This is a genomic window from Flavobacterium sp. WV_118_3 (assembly GCF_039778605.1).
Taxonomy (GTDB): domain Bacteria; phylum Bacteroidota; class Bacteroidia; order Flavobacteriales; family Flavobacteriaceae; genus Flavobacterium.
In genome coordinates this window covers 2,484,129-2,500,631 of the sequence record NZ_CP156060.1, presented here as the reverse complement: position 1 = coordinate 2,500,631, position 16,503 = coordinate 2,484,129, and the positions used below count along the sequence as shown (strand labels likewise).

General features: G+C 39.7%; 14 protein-coding genes and 4 tRNA genes. All 18 read left to right on the top strand.

The window, feature by feature from the left end; all coding sequences use genetic code 11:
- The 18 genes from ABFU83_RS11750 (at nt 1) to ABFU83_RS11665 (ending at nt 16,379) form a co-directional block, all read left to right on the top strand.
- Nucleotides 1-1,143, top strand: coding sequence for an acyl-CoA dehydrogenase family protein (locus ABFU83_RS11750; protein WP_136402303.1), 1,143 nt, complete (start codon nt 1-3; stop codon nt 1,141-1,143).
- Between the two features lie 239 nt (nt 1,144-1,382).
- The gene (gene rpsU, locus ABFU83_RS11745; protein ID WP_136402304.1) at nt 1,383-1,577 is read left to right on the top strand and encodes a 30S ribosomal protein S21; all 195 of its coding nucleotides are present in this window, start codon (nt 1,383-1,385) and stop codon (nt 1,575-1,577) included.
- Between the two features lie 74 nt (nt 1,578-1,651).
- Nucleotides 1,652-2,560, top strand: a complete 909-nt coding sequence (locus ABFU83_RS11740; protein ID WP_347066144.1) for a tyrosine-type recombinase/integrase — start codon at nt 1,652-1,654, stop codon at nt 2,558-2,560.
- A 19-nt stretch (nt 2,561-2,579) separates the two neighbouring features.
- Entirely contained in the window at nt 2,580-2,882 is a 303-nt protein-coding gene (raiA, locus tag ABFU83_RS11735) for a ribosome-associated translation inhibitor RaiA (RefSeq protein WP_136402306.1), read from the top strand.
- A 148-nt stretch (nt 2,883-3,030) separates the two neighbouring features.
- Nucleotides 3,031-3,104 (top strand) — tRNA-Thr (locus tag ABFU83_RS11730).
- Nucleotides 3,105-3,133: 29 nt separating this feature from the next.
- Nucleotides 3,134-3,218 (top strand) — tRNA-Tyr (locus ABFU83_RS11725).
- A 23-nt stretch (nt 3,219-3,241) separates the two neighbouring features.
- A tRNA-Thr gene (locus ABFU83_RS11720) sits at nt 3,242-3,313 on the top strand.
- Between the two features lie 56 nt (nt 3,314-3,369).
- The gene (tuf, locus tag ABFU83_RS11715; RefSeq protein ID WP_136402307.1) at nt 3,370-4,557 is read left to right on the top strand and encodes an elongation factor Tu; all 1,188 of its coding nucleotides are present in this window, start codon (nt 3,370-3,372) and stop codon (nt 4,555-4,557) included.
- A gap of 55 nt (nt 4,558-4,612) precedes the next feature.
- Nucleotides 4,613-4,683 (top strand) — tRNA-Trp (locus ABFU83_RS11710).
- Between the two features lie 15 nt (nt 4,684-4,698).
- Nucleotides 4,699-4,899, top strand: a complete 201-nt coding sequence (gene secE / locus ABFU83_RS11705; RefSeq protein ID WP_136402308.1) for a preprotein translocase subunit SecE — start codon at nt 4,699-4,701, stop codon at nt 4,897-4,899.
- 10 nt (nt 4,900-4,909) lie between these two features.
- Nucleotides 4,910-5,461: a transcription termination/antitermination protein NusG gene (nusG, locus tag ABFU83_RS11700; RefSeq protein ID WP_136402309.1), complete on the top strand. Its 552-nt coding sequence runs from the start codon at nt 4,910-4,912 to the stop codon at nt 5,459-5,461.
- 64 nt (nt 5,462-5,525) lie between these two features.
- Entirely contained in the window at nt 5,526-5,963 is a 438-nt protein-coding gene (gene rplK, locus ABFU83_RS11695; protein WP_136402310.1) for a 50S ribosomal protein L11, read from the top strand.
- An 18-nt stretch (nt 5,964-5,981) separates the two neighbouring features.
- Complete coding sequence (gene rplA, locus ABFU83_RS11690; protein ID WP_136402311.1) at nt 5,982-6,671, top strand: 50S ribosomal protein L1; 690 nt, start codon at nt 5,982-5,984, stop codon at nt 6,669-6,671.
- Nucleotides 6,672-6,693: 22 nt separating this feature from the next.
- On the top strand, nt 6,694-7,194 hold the full coding sequence (gene rplJ, locus ABFU83_RS11685; RefSeq protein WP_136402312.1) for a 50S ribosomal protein L10: 501 nt from the start codon (nt 6,694-6,696) through the stop codon (nt 7,192-7,194).
- A gap of 61 nt (nt 7,195-7,255) precedes the next feature.
- Entirely contained in the window at nt 7,256-7,624 is a 369-nt protein-coding gene (rplL, locus tag ABFU83_RS11680; RefSeq protein ID WP_136402313.1) for a 50S ribosomal protein L7/L12, read from the top strand.
- Between the two features lie 259 nt (nt 7,625-7,883).
- A complete protein-coding gene (gene rpoB / locus ABFU83_RS11675; RefSeq protein WP_347066139.1) occupies nt 7,884-11,696 on the top strand; it encodes a DNA-directed RNA polymerase subunit beta in 3,813 nt (1,270 codons plus the stop codon).
- Between the two features lie 70 nt (nt 11,697-11,766).
- Complete coding sequence (rpoC, locus tag ABFU83_RS11670) at nt 11,767-16,065, top strand: DNA-directed RNA polymerase subunit beta' (RefSeq protein ID WP_347066138.1); 4,299 nt, start codon at nt 11,767-11,769, stop codon at nt 16,063-16,065.
- A gap of 5 nt (nt 16,066-16,070) precedes the next feature.
- The gene (locus ABFU83_RS11665; protein ID WP_136402316.1) at nt 16,071-16,379 is read left to right on the top strand and encodes a DUF3467 domain-containing protein; all 309 of its coding nucleotides are present in this window, start codon (nt 16,071-16,073) and stop codon (nt 16,377-16,379) included.
- Nucleotides 16,380-16,503 lie beyond the last annotated feature (124 nt).

Sequence of the window (16,503 nt, the reverse complement as noted above, 5' to 3'; positions counted from 1 at the left end):
ATGAATTTTGAATACAATGAAACGCAAGCTATGATCGCTCAGTCGATCAGAGATTTTGCCGAACAAAACATTCGTCCTAATATTATGGAATGGGACGAAGCGCAGACTTTTCCTGTCGATTTATTCAAAAAATTAGGAGAAATGGGATTCATGGGGGTTTTAGTACCGGAAGAACTGGGCGGATCCGGTTTGGGTTACCATGAATACATTACTATTGTAGAAGAAATATCAAAAGTAGATCCTTCAATTGGTTTATCGGTAGCAGCACATAACTCGCTTTGTACAAACCATATCCTGACATTCGGAAATGAAGAGCAGAAAAAGAGATGGATTCCAAAATTAGCAACCGCCGAATGGATTGGAGCTTGGGGATTAACGGAACACAATACAGGTTCGGATGCAGGAGGAATGAATACCACTGCGGTTAAAGATGGTGATGAGTGGGTGATCAACGGAGCAAAAAACTTTATCACACATGCGAAATCGGGTAACGTTGCGGTAGTAATCGTTCGTACCGGTGAGAAAGGGGATTCCAGAGGAATGACAGCTTTTGTAATCGAACACGGAACACCGGGATTCTCAAGTGGAAGAAAAGAAAACAAACTGGGAATGCGTGCCAGCGAAACGGCAGAGTTGATTTTTGACAATTGTCGTATCCCGGATGCAAACCGATTGGGAGAAGTAGGCGAAGGATTTATCCAGGCTATGAAAATTTTGGATGGCGGACGTATTTCAATTGGAGCTTTATCGTTAGGAATTGCGAAAGGAGCTTATGAAGCGGCTTTAAAATATTCGAAAGAGCGTCACCAGTTTGGAAAAGCGATCAGCGAATTCCAGGGGATTTCCTTTAAGCTGGCGGATATGGCGACCGAAATTGAAGCATCGGAATTATTATTACACAAAGCGGCGTTCCTTAAAAACAACCACAAACCGGTAACAACATTAGGAGCTATGGCTAAAATGTATGCATCAGAAGTGTGTGTTAAAGTAGCCAACGAAGCTGTTCAGATTCACGGTGGTTATGGGTATACTAAAGATTTTCCGGTTGAGAAATTCTATAGAGATTCCAAATTATGTACAATCGGAGAAGGAACCACTGAAATTCAGAAACTGGTTATCTCCAGAAATATCTTAAAAGGATAATAAATTGATCATATTATATTAAAAACCCGGTCTGCAGATCGGGTTTTTTATTGTGCCTGATTTTGCACCTGACAGGTTTTAAAAACCTGTCAGGTGTTTTTAATAAGGTCGGATACGTTATTTATAAGCTAAAGAAGAGTCATGTTTGACTAAGAAAGTTTAATAAAAGTTGTTTTCTGTTTTGTAATCAAAAATAAAGTTATACTTTTGCACCCATTAACGAGAGGAGGTGTTATATTATGTTGATTATACCAATTAAGGACGGAGAAAATATTGATAGAGCGTTAAAACGTTACAAAAGAAAATTCGACAAAACGGGAGTTGTTAGACAATTAAGAAGTCGTCAGGCATTCACGAAACCGTCAGTAACAAGAAGAGCTCAAATTCAAAAAGCAGCTTATATTCAGACACTAAGAGATTCTTTAGAGAATTAGTAGTTTTTGAATTTTACTATAGCCGTTAGTAGCAAAGTTTTTTAACTTTGTTGCTAACGGTTTTTTTTATTTTTATGCGAACAACTTTACAGGCCTATCAGGACTATCTTCAGAAAGAGAAAAACTACTCGCGACATACATTGACGGCTTATGTGAATGATGTACAGTTTTTTACAGCCTTTCTGGAAGAACAGGGTTTTGGGGTGACACTGGAAAAAGTGAACTACAGTCATGTCCGATCCTGGATTGTAACGTTGGTCGAATCGGGAATGGCAACACTCTCGGTAAACCGCAAAGTGTCTTCTTTAAAGTCGTTCTATCGGTTTTTATTAAAAACGAAACAAATAGAAGTTAATCCGCTTCAAAAACATAAGGCGTTAAAAGTGGCGCGAAAGGTTCAGATTCCGTTTTCGGAAAAAGAACTGGATCGGGTTTTTGAGGTGTTGGGAGAAGAGGATGGGTTTGAGGAAATCCGCAACCGTCTGATAGTAGAGCTTTTTTATACGTTGGGGTTAAGACGTTCGGAATTAATAGGGTTAAAATGGGTGGATTATAATGTGCATTCGAAAACGTTAAAGGTTTTAGGGAAGCGCAATAAAGAGCGTTTGTTGCCCGTTTTAGATTGTACAGACAGGTTAATTAATCGTTATCTTACGGAAAGAAAAAAGTTAATTTCAATAGTGGATAATGATTTGTTAATATTGAGCCAAAAAGGGAACAAAGTCAGTGAATCGTTTGTTTATCGATTAATAAATGATTACTTTAGTACTGTCTCTGAAAAGGTAAAAAAGAGTCCCCACGTTCTTAGGCATACCTTTGCGACGCATTTGCTGAACAATGGTGCCGATATAAATTCAGTTAAGGAATTGTTAGGACATGCTAGCTTGTCGTCGACCCAAATTTACACGCACAGCAGTCTGGCTGAGTTAAAAAAAGTATACCGGGACGCGCATCCCAGAAGTCGTGATAATTCCGAAAATTAACCCATTAAAAGTTTTTATTATGAAAGTAAATGTTCAGGCTGTCAATTTTAATGTTGACAAAAAGCTAATTGGTTTTGTTCATGACAGATTAGGGAAATTAGAAAAGTACTACGACAAAGTTGTTTCTTCCGACGTGTTTTTGAAAGTTGAAAATACCAGCGATAAAGAGAATAAAATAGTGGAAGTAAAAATCAGTGTTCCTGGAGATGAATTTGTGGTGAAAAAACAAAGCAAAAGTTTTGAAGAGGCAGTCGACCTGTCTGCGGATTCTTTAGAGCGTTTATTATTAAAAAGAAAAGGTAGGATAAGAACACATATTTAAGCAATGGGATTCTTTTTGAGGGCTTTATGAATTTGTTTCTAAAATAAATTTAAGAAGAAATAAAAAAAAGATGAAAAATGTTTTGATTAAAAAATAAATTCTATACATTTGCAGTCCGTTAGAAATAGCGGACTTTTTTATTACTGATGCCGGTGTAGCTCAGCTGGCTAGAGCAGCTGATTTGTAATCAGCAGGTCGTGGGTTCGAGTCCCTCCATCGGCTCAAAGTTTGGTAACTGTAATAAAATTGTAGGGGAGATACTCAAGCGGCCAACGAGGGCAGACTGTAAATCTGCTGACTAAGTCTTCGCAGGTTCGAATCCTGCTCTCCCCACCAGGTTCCGGAAACGGAAAACACCAGCCGGTGTAGCTCAGGGGTAGAGTGCTTCCTTGGTAAGGAAGAGGTCACGGGTTCAAATCCCGTCATTGGCTCAAGGTTTAGAAGAATTTGAACACTAATTATATAACTAAGATTAAATTATTAAATCATGGCAAAGGAAACTTTTGATCGTTCCAAACCCCACTTGAATATTGGTACTATTGGACACGTAGATCACGGAAAAACAACTTTGACTGCTGCTATTACTAAAGTATTGGCTGATGCAGGTTTATCTGAGGCAAGAAGCTTCGATCAGATTGACAACGCTCCTGAAGAGAAAGAAAGAGGTATTACTATTAATACATCTCACGTAGAATATGCTACTGCTAACCGTCACTATGCGCACGTTGACTGTCCAGGTCACGCGGATTACGTTAAGAACATGGTTACAGGTGCTGCTCAGATGGATGGTGCTATCTTGGTAGTTGCTGCTACAGATGGTCCAATGCCACAAACTCGTGAGCACATCCTTTTAGGTCGCCAGGTAGGTGTTCCAAGAATGGTTGTTTTCATGAACAAAGTAGATATGGTTGATGATGCTGAGTTGTTAGAGCTTGTTGAAATGGAAATCAGAGATCTATTATCTTTCTATCAGTATGATGGAGATAACGGACCAGTAGTTAAAGGATCTGCTTTAGGAGCTTTGAATGGAGAGCCTAAATGGGTTGCTACTGTAATGGAATTGATGGAAGCTGTTGATAACTGGATCGAATTACCACAACGTGATGTTGATAAACCATTCTTGATGCCGGTAGAGGACGTATTTACAATTACAGGTCGTGGAACTGTTGCTACAGGTCGTATCGAAACTGGAGTTGCTAATACTGGAGATGCTGTTGAAATCATCGGTATGGGAGCTGATAAATTAACTTCTACAATTACAGGAGTTGAGATGTTCCGTAAAATCCTTGATAGAGGTGAAGCTGGAGATAACGTAGGTTTATTATTAAGAGGTATTGACAAAGCTGATATCCGTCGTGGTATGGTTATCGTTAAGCCAGGATCTGTTAAACCACACGCTAAATTCAAAGCAGAGGTTTATATCTTGAAAAAAGAAGAAGGTGGACGTCACACTCCATTCCACAATAACTACCGTCCACAGTTCTACGTACGTACAACTGACGTAACAGGTACTATCTCTTTACCAGCTGGTGTAGAAATGGTTATGCCTGGGGATAACTTGACTATCGAAGTACAATTATTAAGCCCAATCGCATTAAGCGTAGGTTTACGTTTCGCTATCCGTGAAGGTGGTAGAACAGTAGGTGCTGGTCAGGTAACTGAAATCTTAGACTAATTTCATTTTGAAATAAAAAACCAGTGTCGTTAAACGACGACGCTGGTTTTAACAAACGGGTGTAGTTCAAGGGTAGAATAGCGGTCTCCAAAACCGTTGATGGGGGTTCGAATCCCTCCACCCGTGCAAAAACAGAATATGATGACAAAAGTTGTTAATTACATATCGGAAGCATTTGTGGAATTAAAATCAAATGTGACCTGGCCAGAGTGGTCTGAAGTACAACGATTAACCATCATTGTTGCGATTTTCTCGATTTTATTCGCGTTGGCAACATGGGGTGTAGATGTTGTTTTCGCCAAAGTGCTGGGAGGATTCTTTAATTTATTAAAAAAGGCTTAATTTTTTTGATATGACTGATAATAATGTCAAAAAGTGGTATGTAGTTAGAGCGGTTAGCGGTCAGGAGAATAAAGTTAAAAACTATATCGAGACGGAAATTAACCGTCTTGGTATGAGTGATTATATTTCTCAGGTGCTTGTTCCTACAGAAAAAGTAGTACAGGTACGTGATGGTAAGAAAATAAGCAAAGATCGTGTTTATTTCCCGGGATATGTGATGATAGAAGCAAATCTTACGGGAGAAATTCCGCATATAATAAAATCAATAACAGGAGTTATTGGATTTTTAGGGGAAACAAAAGGTGGTGATGCAGTACCGTTACGACAGTCGGAAGTAAACCGTATGTTAGGTAAAGTAGATGAGCTTTCTGTGAAAACCGATACCGCTGCAATTCCGTACTCAGTAGGAGAAACGGTAAAAGTAATCGACGGACCTTTCAATGGTTTCAATGGAACGGTAGAGAAAGTGAACGAAGAGAAGCGTAAACTTGAAGTAATGGTTAAGATTTTCGGAAGAAAAACACCATTGGAATTAAGTTTTATGCAAGTAGAAAAAGTATAAATTTTTGTTACATACAAACCACATCATTCGCTTCCAATGAAGATGTGCTAAATTTTTTTAAAAAATGGCAAAAGAAATTAGTAAAGTAGTTAAACTACAAGTTAAGGGAGGTGCTGCGAATCCGTCGCCACCGGTTGGACCTGCTTTGGGGGCTGCTGGGGTTAACATCATGGAGTTCTGTAAGCAATTTAATGCGAGAACACAAGATAAACCTGGCAAAGTATTACCAGTACAAATTACTGTGTATAAAGACAAATCTTTTGAATTTGTTGTTAAAACGCCACCTGCTGCAATTCAGTTATTGGATGCTGCAAAGTTGAAGTCTGGTTCAGGTGAACCGAATCGTAAGAAAGTAGCTAGCGTTACTTGGGATCAAATTAGAGCTATTGCTGAAGACAAAATGCAAGATCTTAATGCTTTCGAAATTGAGAAAGCAATGAGTATGGTAGCAGGAACAGCTAGATCTATGGGGATAACTGTATCAGGAAACGCTCCTTTTTAATCGTAAAAAGAAAAAGACATGGCAAAATTAACAAAAAAGCAAAAAGAGGCTGCTTCAAAAATTGAGAAGAACAAATTATACAGCTTGAAAGATGCATCTGCATTGATCAAAACTGTTGCTTCTGCAAAATTTGATGAGTCTGTTGATATCGCAGTTCGTTTGGGAGTAGATCCTAGAAAAGCGAATCAAATGGTTAGAGGTGTGGTTACATTGCCTCACGGTACAGGAAAAGACGTTCGCGTTTTAGCATTAGTTACTCCGGATAAAGAAGCAGAAGCGAAAGCTGCTGGTGCTGATCACGTAGGATTAGACGACTATTTGCAAAAAATCAAAGACGGTTGGACAGATGTTGATGTAATCATCACGATGCCGGCTGTAATGGGTAAATTAGGACCATTAGGACGTATTTTAGGTCCAAGAGGTTTAATGCCAAACCCTAAAACCGGAACGGTTACTATGGACGTAGCGAAAGCAGTTCAAGAAGTGAAAGCTGGTAAAATTGACTTTAAAGTTGACAAAACTGGTATCGTTCACGCTGGAATCGGAAAAGTTTCTTTTGAGGCTGATAAAATTTCTGAGAACGCTCACGAAATTATTCAAACGTTAATCAAATTAAAACCAACTGCAGCAAAAGGTACTTATATTAAGAGTATCCATATCTCATCAACAATGAGCCCTGCTATCGCCTTAGATCCTAAAGCGGTATAATTGGTAGTTAAAAATTTTTAGTATGACTAGAGAAGAAAAATCAATCGCGATTGAAGATTTAACTGCACAGTTAGCTGGTGCTAATATTGTTTATTTAGCAGATATTTCTGGTTTAAACGCAGATACTACTTCAAACTTAAGAAGAGCTTGTTTTAAGGCAGGTATTAAATTGGAAGTTGTTAAGAATACATTGTTGGAAAAAGCAATGGAAGCTTCAGATAACAACTACGGTGAATTACCAACAGTTTTAAAAGGAAACACTTCTATTTTAATTGCAGACATCGCAAATGCTCCTGCAAAAATTATCAAAGAATTCCGTAAAAAATCAGATAAGCCTTTATTAAAAGGAGCTTATATCAACGAGGAAATCTACATTGGAGATAACCTGTTAGATTCATTAGCTTCTCTTAAATCGAAAGAAGAGGTTATCGGAGAAATCATCGGATTACTTCAGTCTCCGGCACAGAGAGTTATCTCTGCTCTTAAAAATCAATTTAAGGACGAAGAAGGAACTGAGGAATAGTATTCCAACGAACGCGCATAATAAATTATATAATTACAAATCATTTTAAAAGATAGAAAAAATGGCAGATTTGAAACAATTCGCAGAACAACTAGTTAACTTAACAGTTAAAGAAGTTAACGAATTAGCAACGATATTAAAAGACGAGTATGGAATTGAGCCAGCTGCAGCTGCTGTAGTTGTATCAGGTGGTGGTGATGTTGCTGCTGCTGAAGAGCAAACAGAATTCACTGTAGTATTGAAAGATGCTGGAGCTTCTAAATTAGCAGTAGTTAAAGCTGTTAAAGAATTAACAGGTTTAGGTCTTAAAGAAGCAAAAGATTTAGTAGACGGTGCTCCTTCAAATGTTAAAGAAGGTGTTTCTAAAGACGAGGCTGAAGGTCTTAAAAAATCTTTAGAAGAGGCTGGAGCAGTAGTTGAGCTAAAATAAGCTAAGCTTACTCTAAAAAGCTAGGTTTAGGCCTTGAGAAAAAATCTCAAAGGCCTAAACCATTTTGCGTATAATAAAATTATGGTAACTTCCAGAGTACAATAATTTAAAATACAATCCCTTTTAATCGGTACGAAGAAAGAAAATGAAATATAACTTTCTGTTCATTTTCAGAGATGTATCGGTTTAAAAAAGAAAGTACAATTACACTGTGTATTTACACAAAATTACTTTTTTTTAATCAAAATTTTGTCCATTGATGTTAACAAATCAGACTGAAAGATTAAATTTCGCCTCGACGAAAAACATCCCTGACTATCCGGATTTCCTTGATATTCAGGTAAAATCTTTTAAAGATTTCTTCCAATTGGAAACCAAATCTGACGAAAGAGGTAACGAAGGTCTATATAATACCTTCATGGAAAACTTCCCAATTACAGATACAAGAAATCAATTTGTATTGGAATTCCTTGATTACTTTGTTGATCCGCCACGTTATACTATTGAAGAGTGTATCGACAGAGGATTAACCTACAGTGTGCCGTTAAAAGCACGTTTAAAATTGTATTGTACCGATCCGGAACACGAAGATTTCGAAACGATTGTTCAGGATGTATATTTAGGTACAATTCCATATATGACACCAAGCGGTACATTCGTAATCAACGGAGCCGAGCGTGTTGTTGTTTCTCAGTTACACCGTTCACCGGGTGTGTTTTTCGGACAATCTTTCCATGCGAATGGAACAAAATTATACTCTGCCAGAGTAATTCCTTTTAAAGGATCTTGGATTGAATTCGCTACCGATATCAACAGCGTTATGTACGCCTATATCGATAGAAAGAAAAAATTACCAGTAACGACTCTTTTCCGTGCTATCGGATTTGAAAGAGATAAAGATATCCTGGAAATCTTTGACCTTGCTGAGGAAATCAAAGTTTCTAAAACAGGTCTTAAAAAATATATTGGTCGTCGTCTGGCTGCACGTGTATTGAATACATGGCATGAAGACTTCGTAGATGAGGATACAGGAGAAGTAGTATCGATTGAGCGTAACGAAATTATCTTAGATCGGGATACGATTTTGGATAAAGACAATGTAGAGGAAATTATCGATGCCAACGTAAAAGCCATCTTGTTACACAAAGAAGATAACAACCAGGCCGATTACGCGATTATCCACAATACCTTACAAAAAGACCCTACCAACTCTGAAAAAGAAGCCGTAGAGCACATCTACCGTCAGTTGCGTAATGCAGAACCGCCTGATGAAGAAACTGCTCGTGGTATTATCGATAAATTATTCTTCTCCGACCAACGTTATAACTTAGGTGAAGTGGGTCGTTACAGAATGAATAAAAAATTAGGTTTGGATATCCCAATGGAAAAACAAGTGTTGACCAAAGAGGATATCATTACAATCGTAAAATACCTGATCGAATTGATCAACTCTAAAGCAGAGATTGATGATATCGACCACTTATCAAACCGTCGTGTACGTACCGTTGGTGAACAATTGTCGGCACAATTTGGTGTAGGTTTAGCCCGTATGGCCAGAACCATCCGCGAAAGAATGAACGTTAGAGATAACGAGGTGTTTACACCAATCGATTTGATTAATGCGAAAACATTATCATCGGTGATCAACTCTTTCTTCGGTACCAACCAGTTATCACAGTTTATGGACCAAACGAATCCATTGGCTGAGATCACACACAAAAGAAGACTGTCTGCCCTTGGACCTGGAGGTCTTTCGAGAGAGAGAGCCGGTTTCGAGGTACGTGACGTTCACTATACGCACTACGGACGTTTATGTCCGATTGAAACACCAGAGGGACCAAACATTGGTTTGATTTCATCTCTTGGGGTTTATGCGAAAGTAAATGGAATGGGATTCATCGAAACACCGTACCGTAAAGTAGAAAACGGTAAAGTGAATCTGGTTGAAACACCAATCTATTTAAGCGCAGAAGAAGAAGAAGGTAAGATGATCGCACAGGCGAATATCGAAATGGACGAGAACGGAACGATCACTGCCGACAGAGTTATTGCCCGTGAAGAAGGTGATTTCCCGGTTGTGGAGCCAAACGTTGTTCACTATACCGACGTAGCACCGAACCAGATTGCATCGATTTCGGCATCGTTAATTCCATTCCTGGAGCACGATGATGCGAACCGTGCGTTGATGGGATCGAACATGATGCGACAGGCAGTTCCTTTATTACGACCGGAAGCACCAATTGTTGGTACCGGATTAGAGCGTCAGGTGGCGTCTGATTCCCGAGTATTGATTAATGCGGAAGGAAGCGGAACTGTTGAGTATGTTGATGCGAACATGATTACCATTAAATACGACAGAACCGATGCGGAAAGAGCGGTTAGCTTCGATCCGGACGAGAAAACGTATCAGTTAATTAAATTTAGAAAAACCAACCAGAGTACGTCAATCAACCTGAAACCAATCGTAAGAAAAGGAGACAGAGTGGCAAAAGGACAAGTACTTTGTGAAGGATATGCAACGCAAAACGGAGAGCTTGCTTTAGGACGTAACCTACAAGTAGCGTTTATGCCTTGGAAAGGGTATAACTTCGAGGATGCGATTGTAATTTCCGAAAAAGTAGTTCGCGACGATATCTTTACGTCAATCCACGTAGATGATTATTCATTGGAAGTGCGTGATACGAAATTGGGTAACGAAGAGTTAACCAACGATATCCCGAACGTAAGTGAGGAAGCGACTAAAGATTTGGATGAAAACGGTATGATCAGAATCGGAGCCGAGGTAAAACCTGGTGACATCCTGATCGGTAAAATCACACCAAAAGGAGAATCGGATCCAACTCCGGAAGAAAAACTTTTACGTGCGATCTTTGGAGACAAAGCGGGTGATGTAAAAGATGCTTCATTAAAAGCGTCTCCATCATTACACGGTGTGGTATTAGACAAAAAATTATTCGCAAGAGCGGTAAAAGATAAACGCAAACGTTCTAAAGATAAAGACGATTTAGCACTATTGGAAACCCAATTTGAAGTGAAATTCAATGAATTGAAAGACAGATTGGTAGAGAAATTGTTCGACATCGTTAATGGAAAAACATCTCAGGGTGTAATGAACGATTTAGGTGAAGAAGTATTACCAAAAGGTAAGAAATTCTCACAGAAAATGTTGTATGCAGTTGAAGATTTCGCACACTTAACAAAAGGTCAGTGGACTACAGACGATGAAACCAATGCCATGGTGAACGACTTGATCCACAACTATAAAATTAAGTTAAACGACCTTCAGGGTGCTTTGAGAAGAGAGAAATTTACCATCACTGTTGGAGATGAATTACCATCCGGAATTTTAAAACTGGCTAAAGTTTACATCGCTAAGAAACGTAAACTGAAAGTGGGTGATAAAATGGCGGGACGTCACGGTAACAAAGGTATTGTTGCTAAAATCGTTCGTCAGGAGGATATGCCATTCTTAGAAGACGGAACACCGGTAGATATCGTATTGAATCCACTAGGGGTACCTTCCCGTATGAACATCGGTCAGATTTATGAGACCGTATTAGGATGGGCAGGACAGAAACTAGGTAAGAAATTTGCAACGCCAATTTTCGACGGAGCTTCTTTGGAAGAAATCAATGCCTTGACAGACGAAGCCGGAATTCCAAGATTCGGACATACCTACCTGTATGACGGAGGAACCGGAGAACGTTTCCACCAGCCGGCAACGGTAGGAATCATCTACATGTTGAAATTAGGACACATGGTTGATGATAAGATGCACGCACGTTCTATCGGACCGTACTCATTGATTACGCAACAGCCTCTTGGAGGTAAAGCGCAATTCGGAGGTCAGCGTTTCGGAGAGATGGAGGTTTGGGCACTTGAAGCATATGGTGCTTCCAGCACATTGAGAGAAATATTGACTGTTAAATCGGATGACGTTATTGGTAGAGCGAAAACTTACGAAGCTATCGTTAAGGGAGAAACTATGCCGGAACCAGGATTACCGGAATCATTCAATGTATTAATGCATGAATTGAAAGGTCTTGGATTAGACATCAGATTAGAAGAATAAATTTACACGGGAGTAGTCTTCGGATTACTCCCTTTTATAGCGTTTTAAATAAATCGATAGTATTCATATCATGACGAGATTAAAAGATAAAAATACCGTTAAAAGATTTAACAAAATTTCGATAGGTCTTGCTTCTCCGGAATCTATTTTGGCAGAATCAAGAGGTGAGGTTTTAAAACCGGAAACCATCAACTATCGTACCCATAAACCAGAGCGTGATGGTCTTTTCTGTGAGCGAATTTTCGGTCCGGTAAAAGACTTCGAATGTGCCTGCGGAAAATACAAAAGAATCCGTTATAAAGGAATCGTTTGTGACCGTTGTGGAGTTGAAGTTACTGAGAAAAAAGTACGTAGAGACCGAGTAGGACACATTAACCTGGTAGTGCCAATCGCACACATCTGGTATTTCCGTTCCCTTCCGAATAAAATCGGTTATATCCTTGGATTACCATCCAAAAAACTGGATATGATTATTTACTACGAAAGATACGTAGTAATTCAGCCGGGTATTGCAAAAGGACCAGACGGAGAAACCTTAAAGACCCTGGATTTCTTAACGGAAGAAGAATACCTGAACATTCAGGATAGCCTTCCAATGGAAAACCAATATTTAGACGATACCGATCCGAACAAATTCATTGCTAAAATGGGTGCGGAGTGTATCATGGACTTATTAGCACGTATTGACCTGGATTCGTTATCCTACGACCTACGTCACGCGGCCAATAACGAAACGTCTAAACAACGTAAAACGGAAGCCTTAAAACGACTACAGGTAGTAGAATCGTTCCGTGAAGCGAACAACAACCGCGAAAACCGTCCGGAATGGATGATTTTAAAAGTAATCCCGGTTATCCCGCCAGAATTACGTCCGTTGGTGCCGCTTGATGGAGGACGTTTTGCAACATCCGATTTGAACGACCTTTACAGACGAGTAATCATCCGTAACAACCGTTTAAAACGATTAATGGAAATCAAAGCTCCGGAAGTGATCTTGAGAAACGAAAAACGTATGCTACAGGAATCGGTAGACTCGTTATTCGATAACACCAGAAAAGCTTCTGCAGTAAAAACAGAATCAAACCGACCATTGAAATCCCTATCGGATTCCCTAAAAGGAAAACAAGGGCGTTTCCGTCAGAACTTATTAGGTAAACGTGTGGATTATTCAGCGCGTTCGGTAATTGTTGTTGGACCGGAAATGAAATTATTCGAATGTGGTCTTCCAAAAGATATGGCTGCCGAGCTGTACAAACCATTCGTTATTCGTAAGTTAATCGAAAGAGGAATTGTTAAAACGGTAAAATCAGCGAAGAAAATTATCGACAAAAAAGAGCCGGTAGTATGGGACATCCTTGAAAACGTAATTAAAGGACACCCGGTATTACTAAACCGTGCTCCTACGTTGCACCGTTTGGGTATCCAGGCATTCCAGCCAAAACTAATCGAAGGTAAAGCGATCCAGTTACACCCGTTAGTGTGTACGGCGTTTAATGCCGATTTCGATGGTGACCAGATGGCGGTTCACTTACCGCTTGGACCGGAGGCTATTTTGGAAGCACAATTATTAATGTTGGCTTCACACAATATCCTGAACCCGGCGAACGGAGCCCCGATTACGGTACCTTCTCAGGACATGGTTTTGGGTCTGTACTACATGACCAAAGAACGTTTGTCTACGGAAACGCACAAAATCTTAGGAGAAGGATTAACATTCTATTCTGCCGAAGAAGTAAACATCGCGTTAAACGAAGGAAAACTGGAATTAAATGCCCGCGTTAAAATCCGTGCAAAAGATTTTAACGAAAACGGAGAATTAGTATACAAAATCATCCAGACAACTGCAGGTAGAGTACTATTTAACGAAGTAGTACCGGAAGCAGCTGGATATATCAACGAAGTATTAACTAAGAAAAGCTTACGTGATATTATCGGTAAGATTTTAAGTGTTACCGATGTACCAACAACGGCTGCCTTCTTGGATAATATGAAAGATATGGGATACCGATTCGCTTTCAAAGGAGGATTATCCTTCTCATTGGGAGATATCAAAATCCCGGATCAAAAACAAGATTTGATCGCCGATGCAAACAGTCAGGTTGAAGGAATTTCCATGAACTATAACATGGGTCTTATCACCAACAACGAACGTTACAATCAGGTAATTGACGTGTGGACTTCAACGAATGCATTATTAACGGAGTTAGCGATGAAAAACATTAGAGAAGACCAGCAAGGATTCAACTCGGTGTATATGATGCTTGACTCTGGGGCGAGGGGATCGAAAGAGCAGATCCGTCAGTTAACCGGTATGCGTGGATTGATGGCAAAGCCTAAAAAATCGACTGCTGGTGGTGGTGAGATTATCGAAAACCCGATCTTATCGAACTTTAAAGAAGGTCTTTCGATCTTAGAATACTTTATTTCGACGCACGGTGCCCGTAAAGGTCTTGCGGATACGGCTCTTAAAACGGCCGATGCCGGATACTTAACCAGAAGGTTACACGACGTATCTCAGGATGTAATCGTGAACTCAGTGGATTGTGGTACATTACGCGGTGTTGAAGTATCGGCATTGAAAAAGAATGAAGAGATCGTTGAAACATTAGGAGAAAGAATCTTAGGTCGTGTAGCGTTACAGGATGTAATCAACCCGCTAACAAGCGAAGTATTGGTTGCTGCTGGTGAAGAAATCACCGAAGCTATTGTAAAAGCGATCGATGCCTCTCCGGTTGAAAAAGTAGATGTTCGTTCGCCATTAACATGTGAAGCCGGAAAAGGAATCTGTGCGAAATGTTACGGACGTAACCTGGCTACCGGAAAAATGACTCAAAAAGGTGAAGCTGTCGGAGTAATCGCAGCACAGTCTATTGGGGAACCGGGAACACAGTTAACACTTCGTACATTCCACGTGGGAGGTACCGCAGGTAACATCTCGGAAGAATCAAGCATTGTAACGAAATTCCGCGGAAGATTAGAAATCGAAGATTTAAAAACGGTTAAAGGTGAAGACAACGAAGGTAACACTACCGATATCGTAATTTCACGTTCTACCGAGTTGAAATTGATCGACGAAACAACCGGAATCGTATTAAATACACACAATATTCCTTATGGATCAAGCATCTTTGTAAAAGACGGAGATATTGTGGAAAAAGGAACAACCATCTGTAAATGGGATCCATATAACGGGGTAATTATTTCCGAGTTTACCGGTAAAGTAGCTTATGAAGATATCGAGCAAGGACAAACGTTCATGGTTGAAATCGATGAGCAAACCGGATTCCAGGAAAAAGTAATCTCTGAGGGAAGAAATAAAAAATTAATCCCTACCTTATTGATCTACGGAAAAGACGGTGAATTGATCCGTTCGTACAACTTACCGGTGGGTGCCCACCTTATGGTTGATGACGGAGAGAAAATTAAAGCCGGTAAAATTTTAGTAAAAATCCCACGTCGTTCGTCTAAAGCGGGTGATATCACGGGAGGTCTACCAAGAATTACCGAGTTATTAGAAGCACGTAACCCATCGAACCCGGCTGTAGTATCTGAAATCGACGGAGTAGTATCTTTTGGAAAAATCAAAAGAGGTAACCGTGAGATCGTGGTAGAGTCGAAATTTGGTGAGATTAAAAAATACCTGGTAAAACTATCCAACCAGATTCTGGTTCAGGAGAACGATTATGTAAGAGCGGGTATGCCATTATCGGACGGAGCCATTACTCCGGATGATATCTTGAGAATCCAGGGACCATCGGCTGTACAACAGTACTTGGTAAATGAAATCCAGGAAGTATACCGTTTACAAGGGGTAAAAATCAACGACAAGCACTTTGAGGTTGTAATTCGTCAGATGATGCGTAAAGTACAGATTCAGGATCCGGGAGACACCCTGTTCTTAGAAGATCAGTTGGCTCATACCAGCGACTTTATCGTAGAAAACGACAAATTATACGGAATGAAAGTGGTGGAAGATGCCGGAGATTCCGATACCTTAAAAGCAGGACAAATCGTATCGCCAAGAGAATTGAGAGACGAAAACTCAATCCTGAAACGTAACGACAGAAACCTGGTTGTAGCAAGAGACGTAGTTCCGGCAACGGCTACTCCGATTCTTCAGGGTATCACAAGAGCTTCGTTACAAACGAAATCGTTTATCTCGGCAGCATCGTTCCAGGAAACAACAAAAGTATTAAACGAAGCCGCAGTAGCTGGAAAAGTGGACGGACTGGAAGGACTAAAAGAAAACGTTATCGTAGGACACAGAATCCCTGCCGGAACCGGTATGAGAGATTACGATAACATCATCGTAGGTTCTAAAGAAGAGTTCAACGAATTGATGGCTGCTAAAGAAGAATTTAATTACTAAGCATCATGAGTGAGAATAAGCAACAAGGTCAAATCAATATTGAGTTGGATGAACAAACGGCAGATGGGATTTATTCCAACCTGGCGATCATCAACCACTCGAATACCGAATTTGTAATTGATTATATCAATATCATGCCAGGTGTGCCAAAAGCGAAAGTAAAATCCAGAATTATACTAACGCCACAACATGCCAAGCGTTTATTGGGGGCTTTAGCCGAAAATATCAATCGGTTTGAAGCCGCTCACGGTGAAATAAAAGAAGCAGAAATGCCTTCTATACCATTAAATTTCGGACCAACAGGTCAGGCATAATAGAAAGCCTCTCAGTTTTGAGAGGCTTTTTTTTTTGATACACCTGTCAGGTTTTTAAAACCTGACAGGTGTTTTTTTATTACAAAATGCATTGTTTTTTAAGAGTTTTATTTTTAAAAGATCA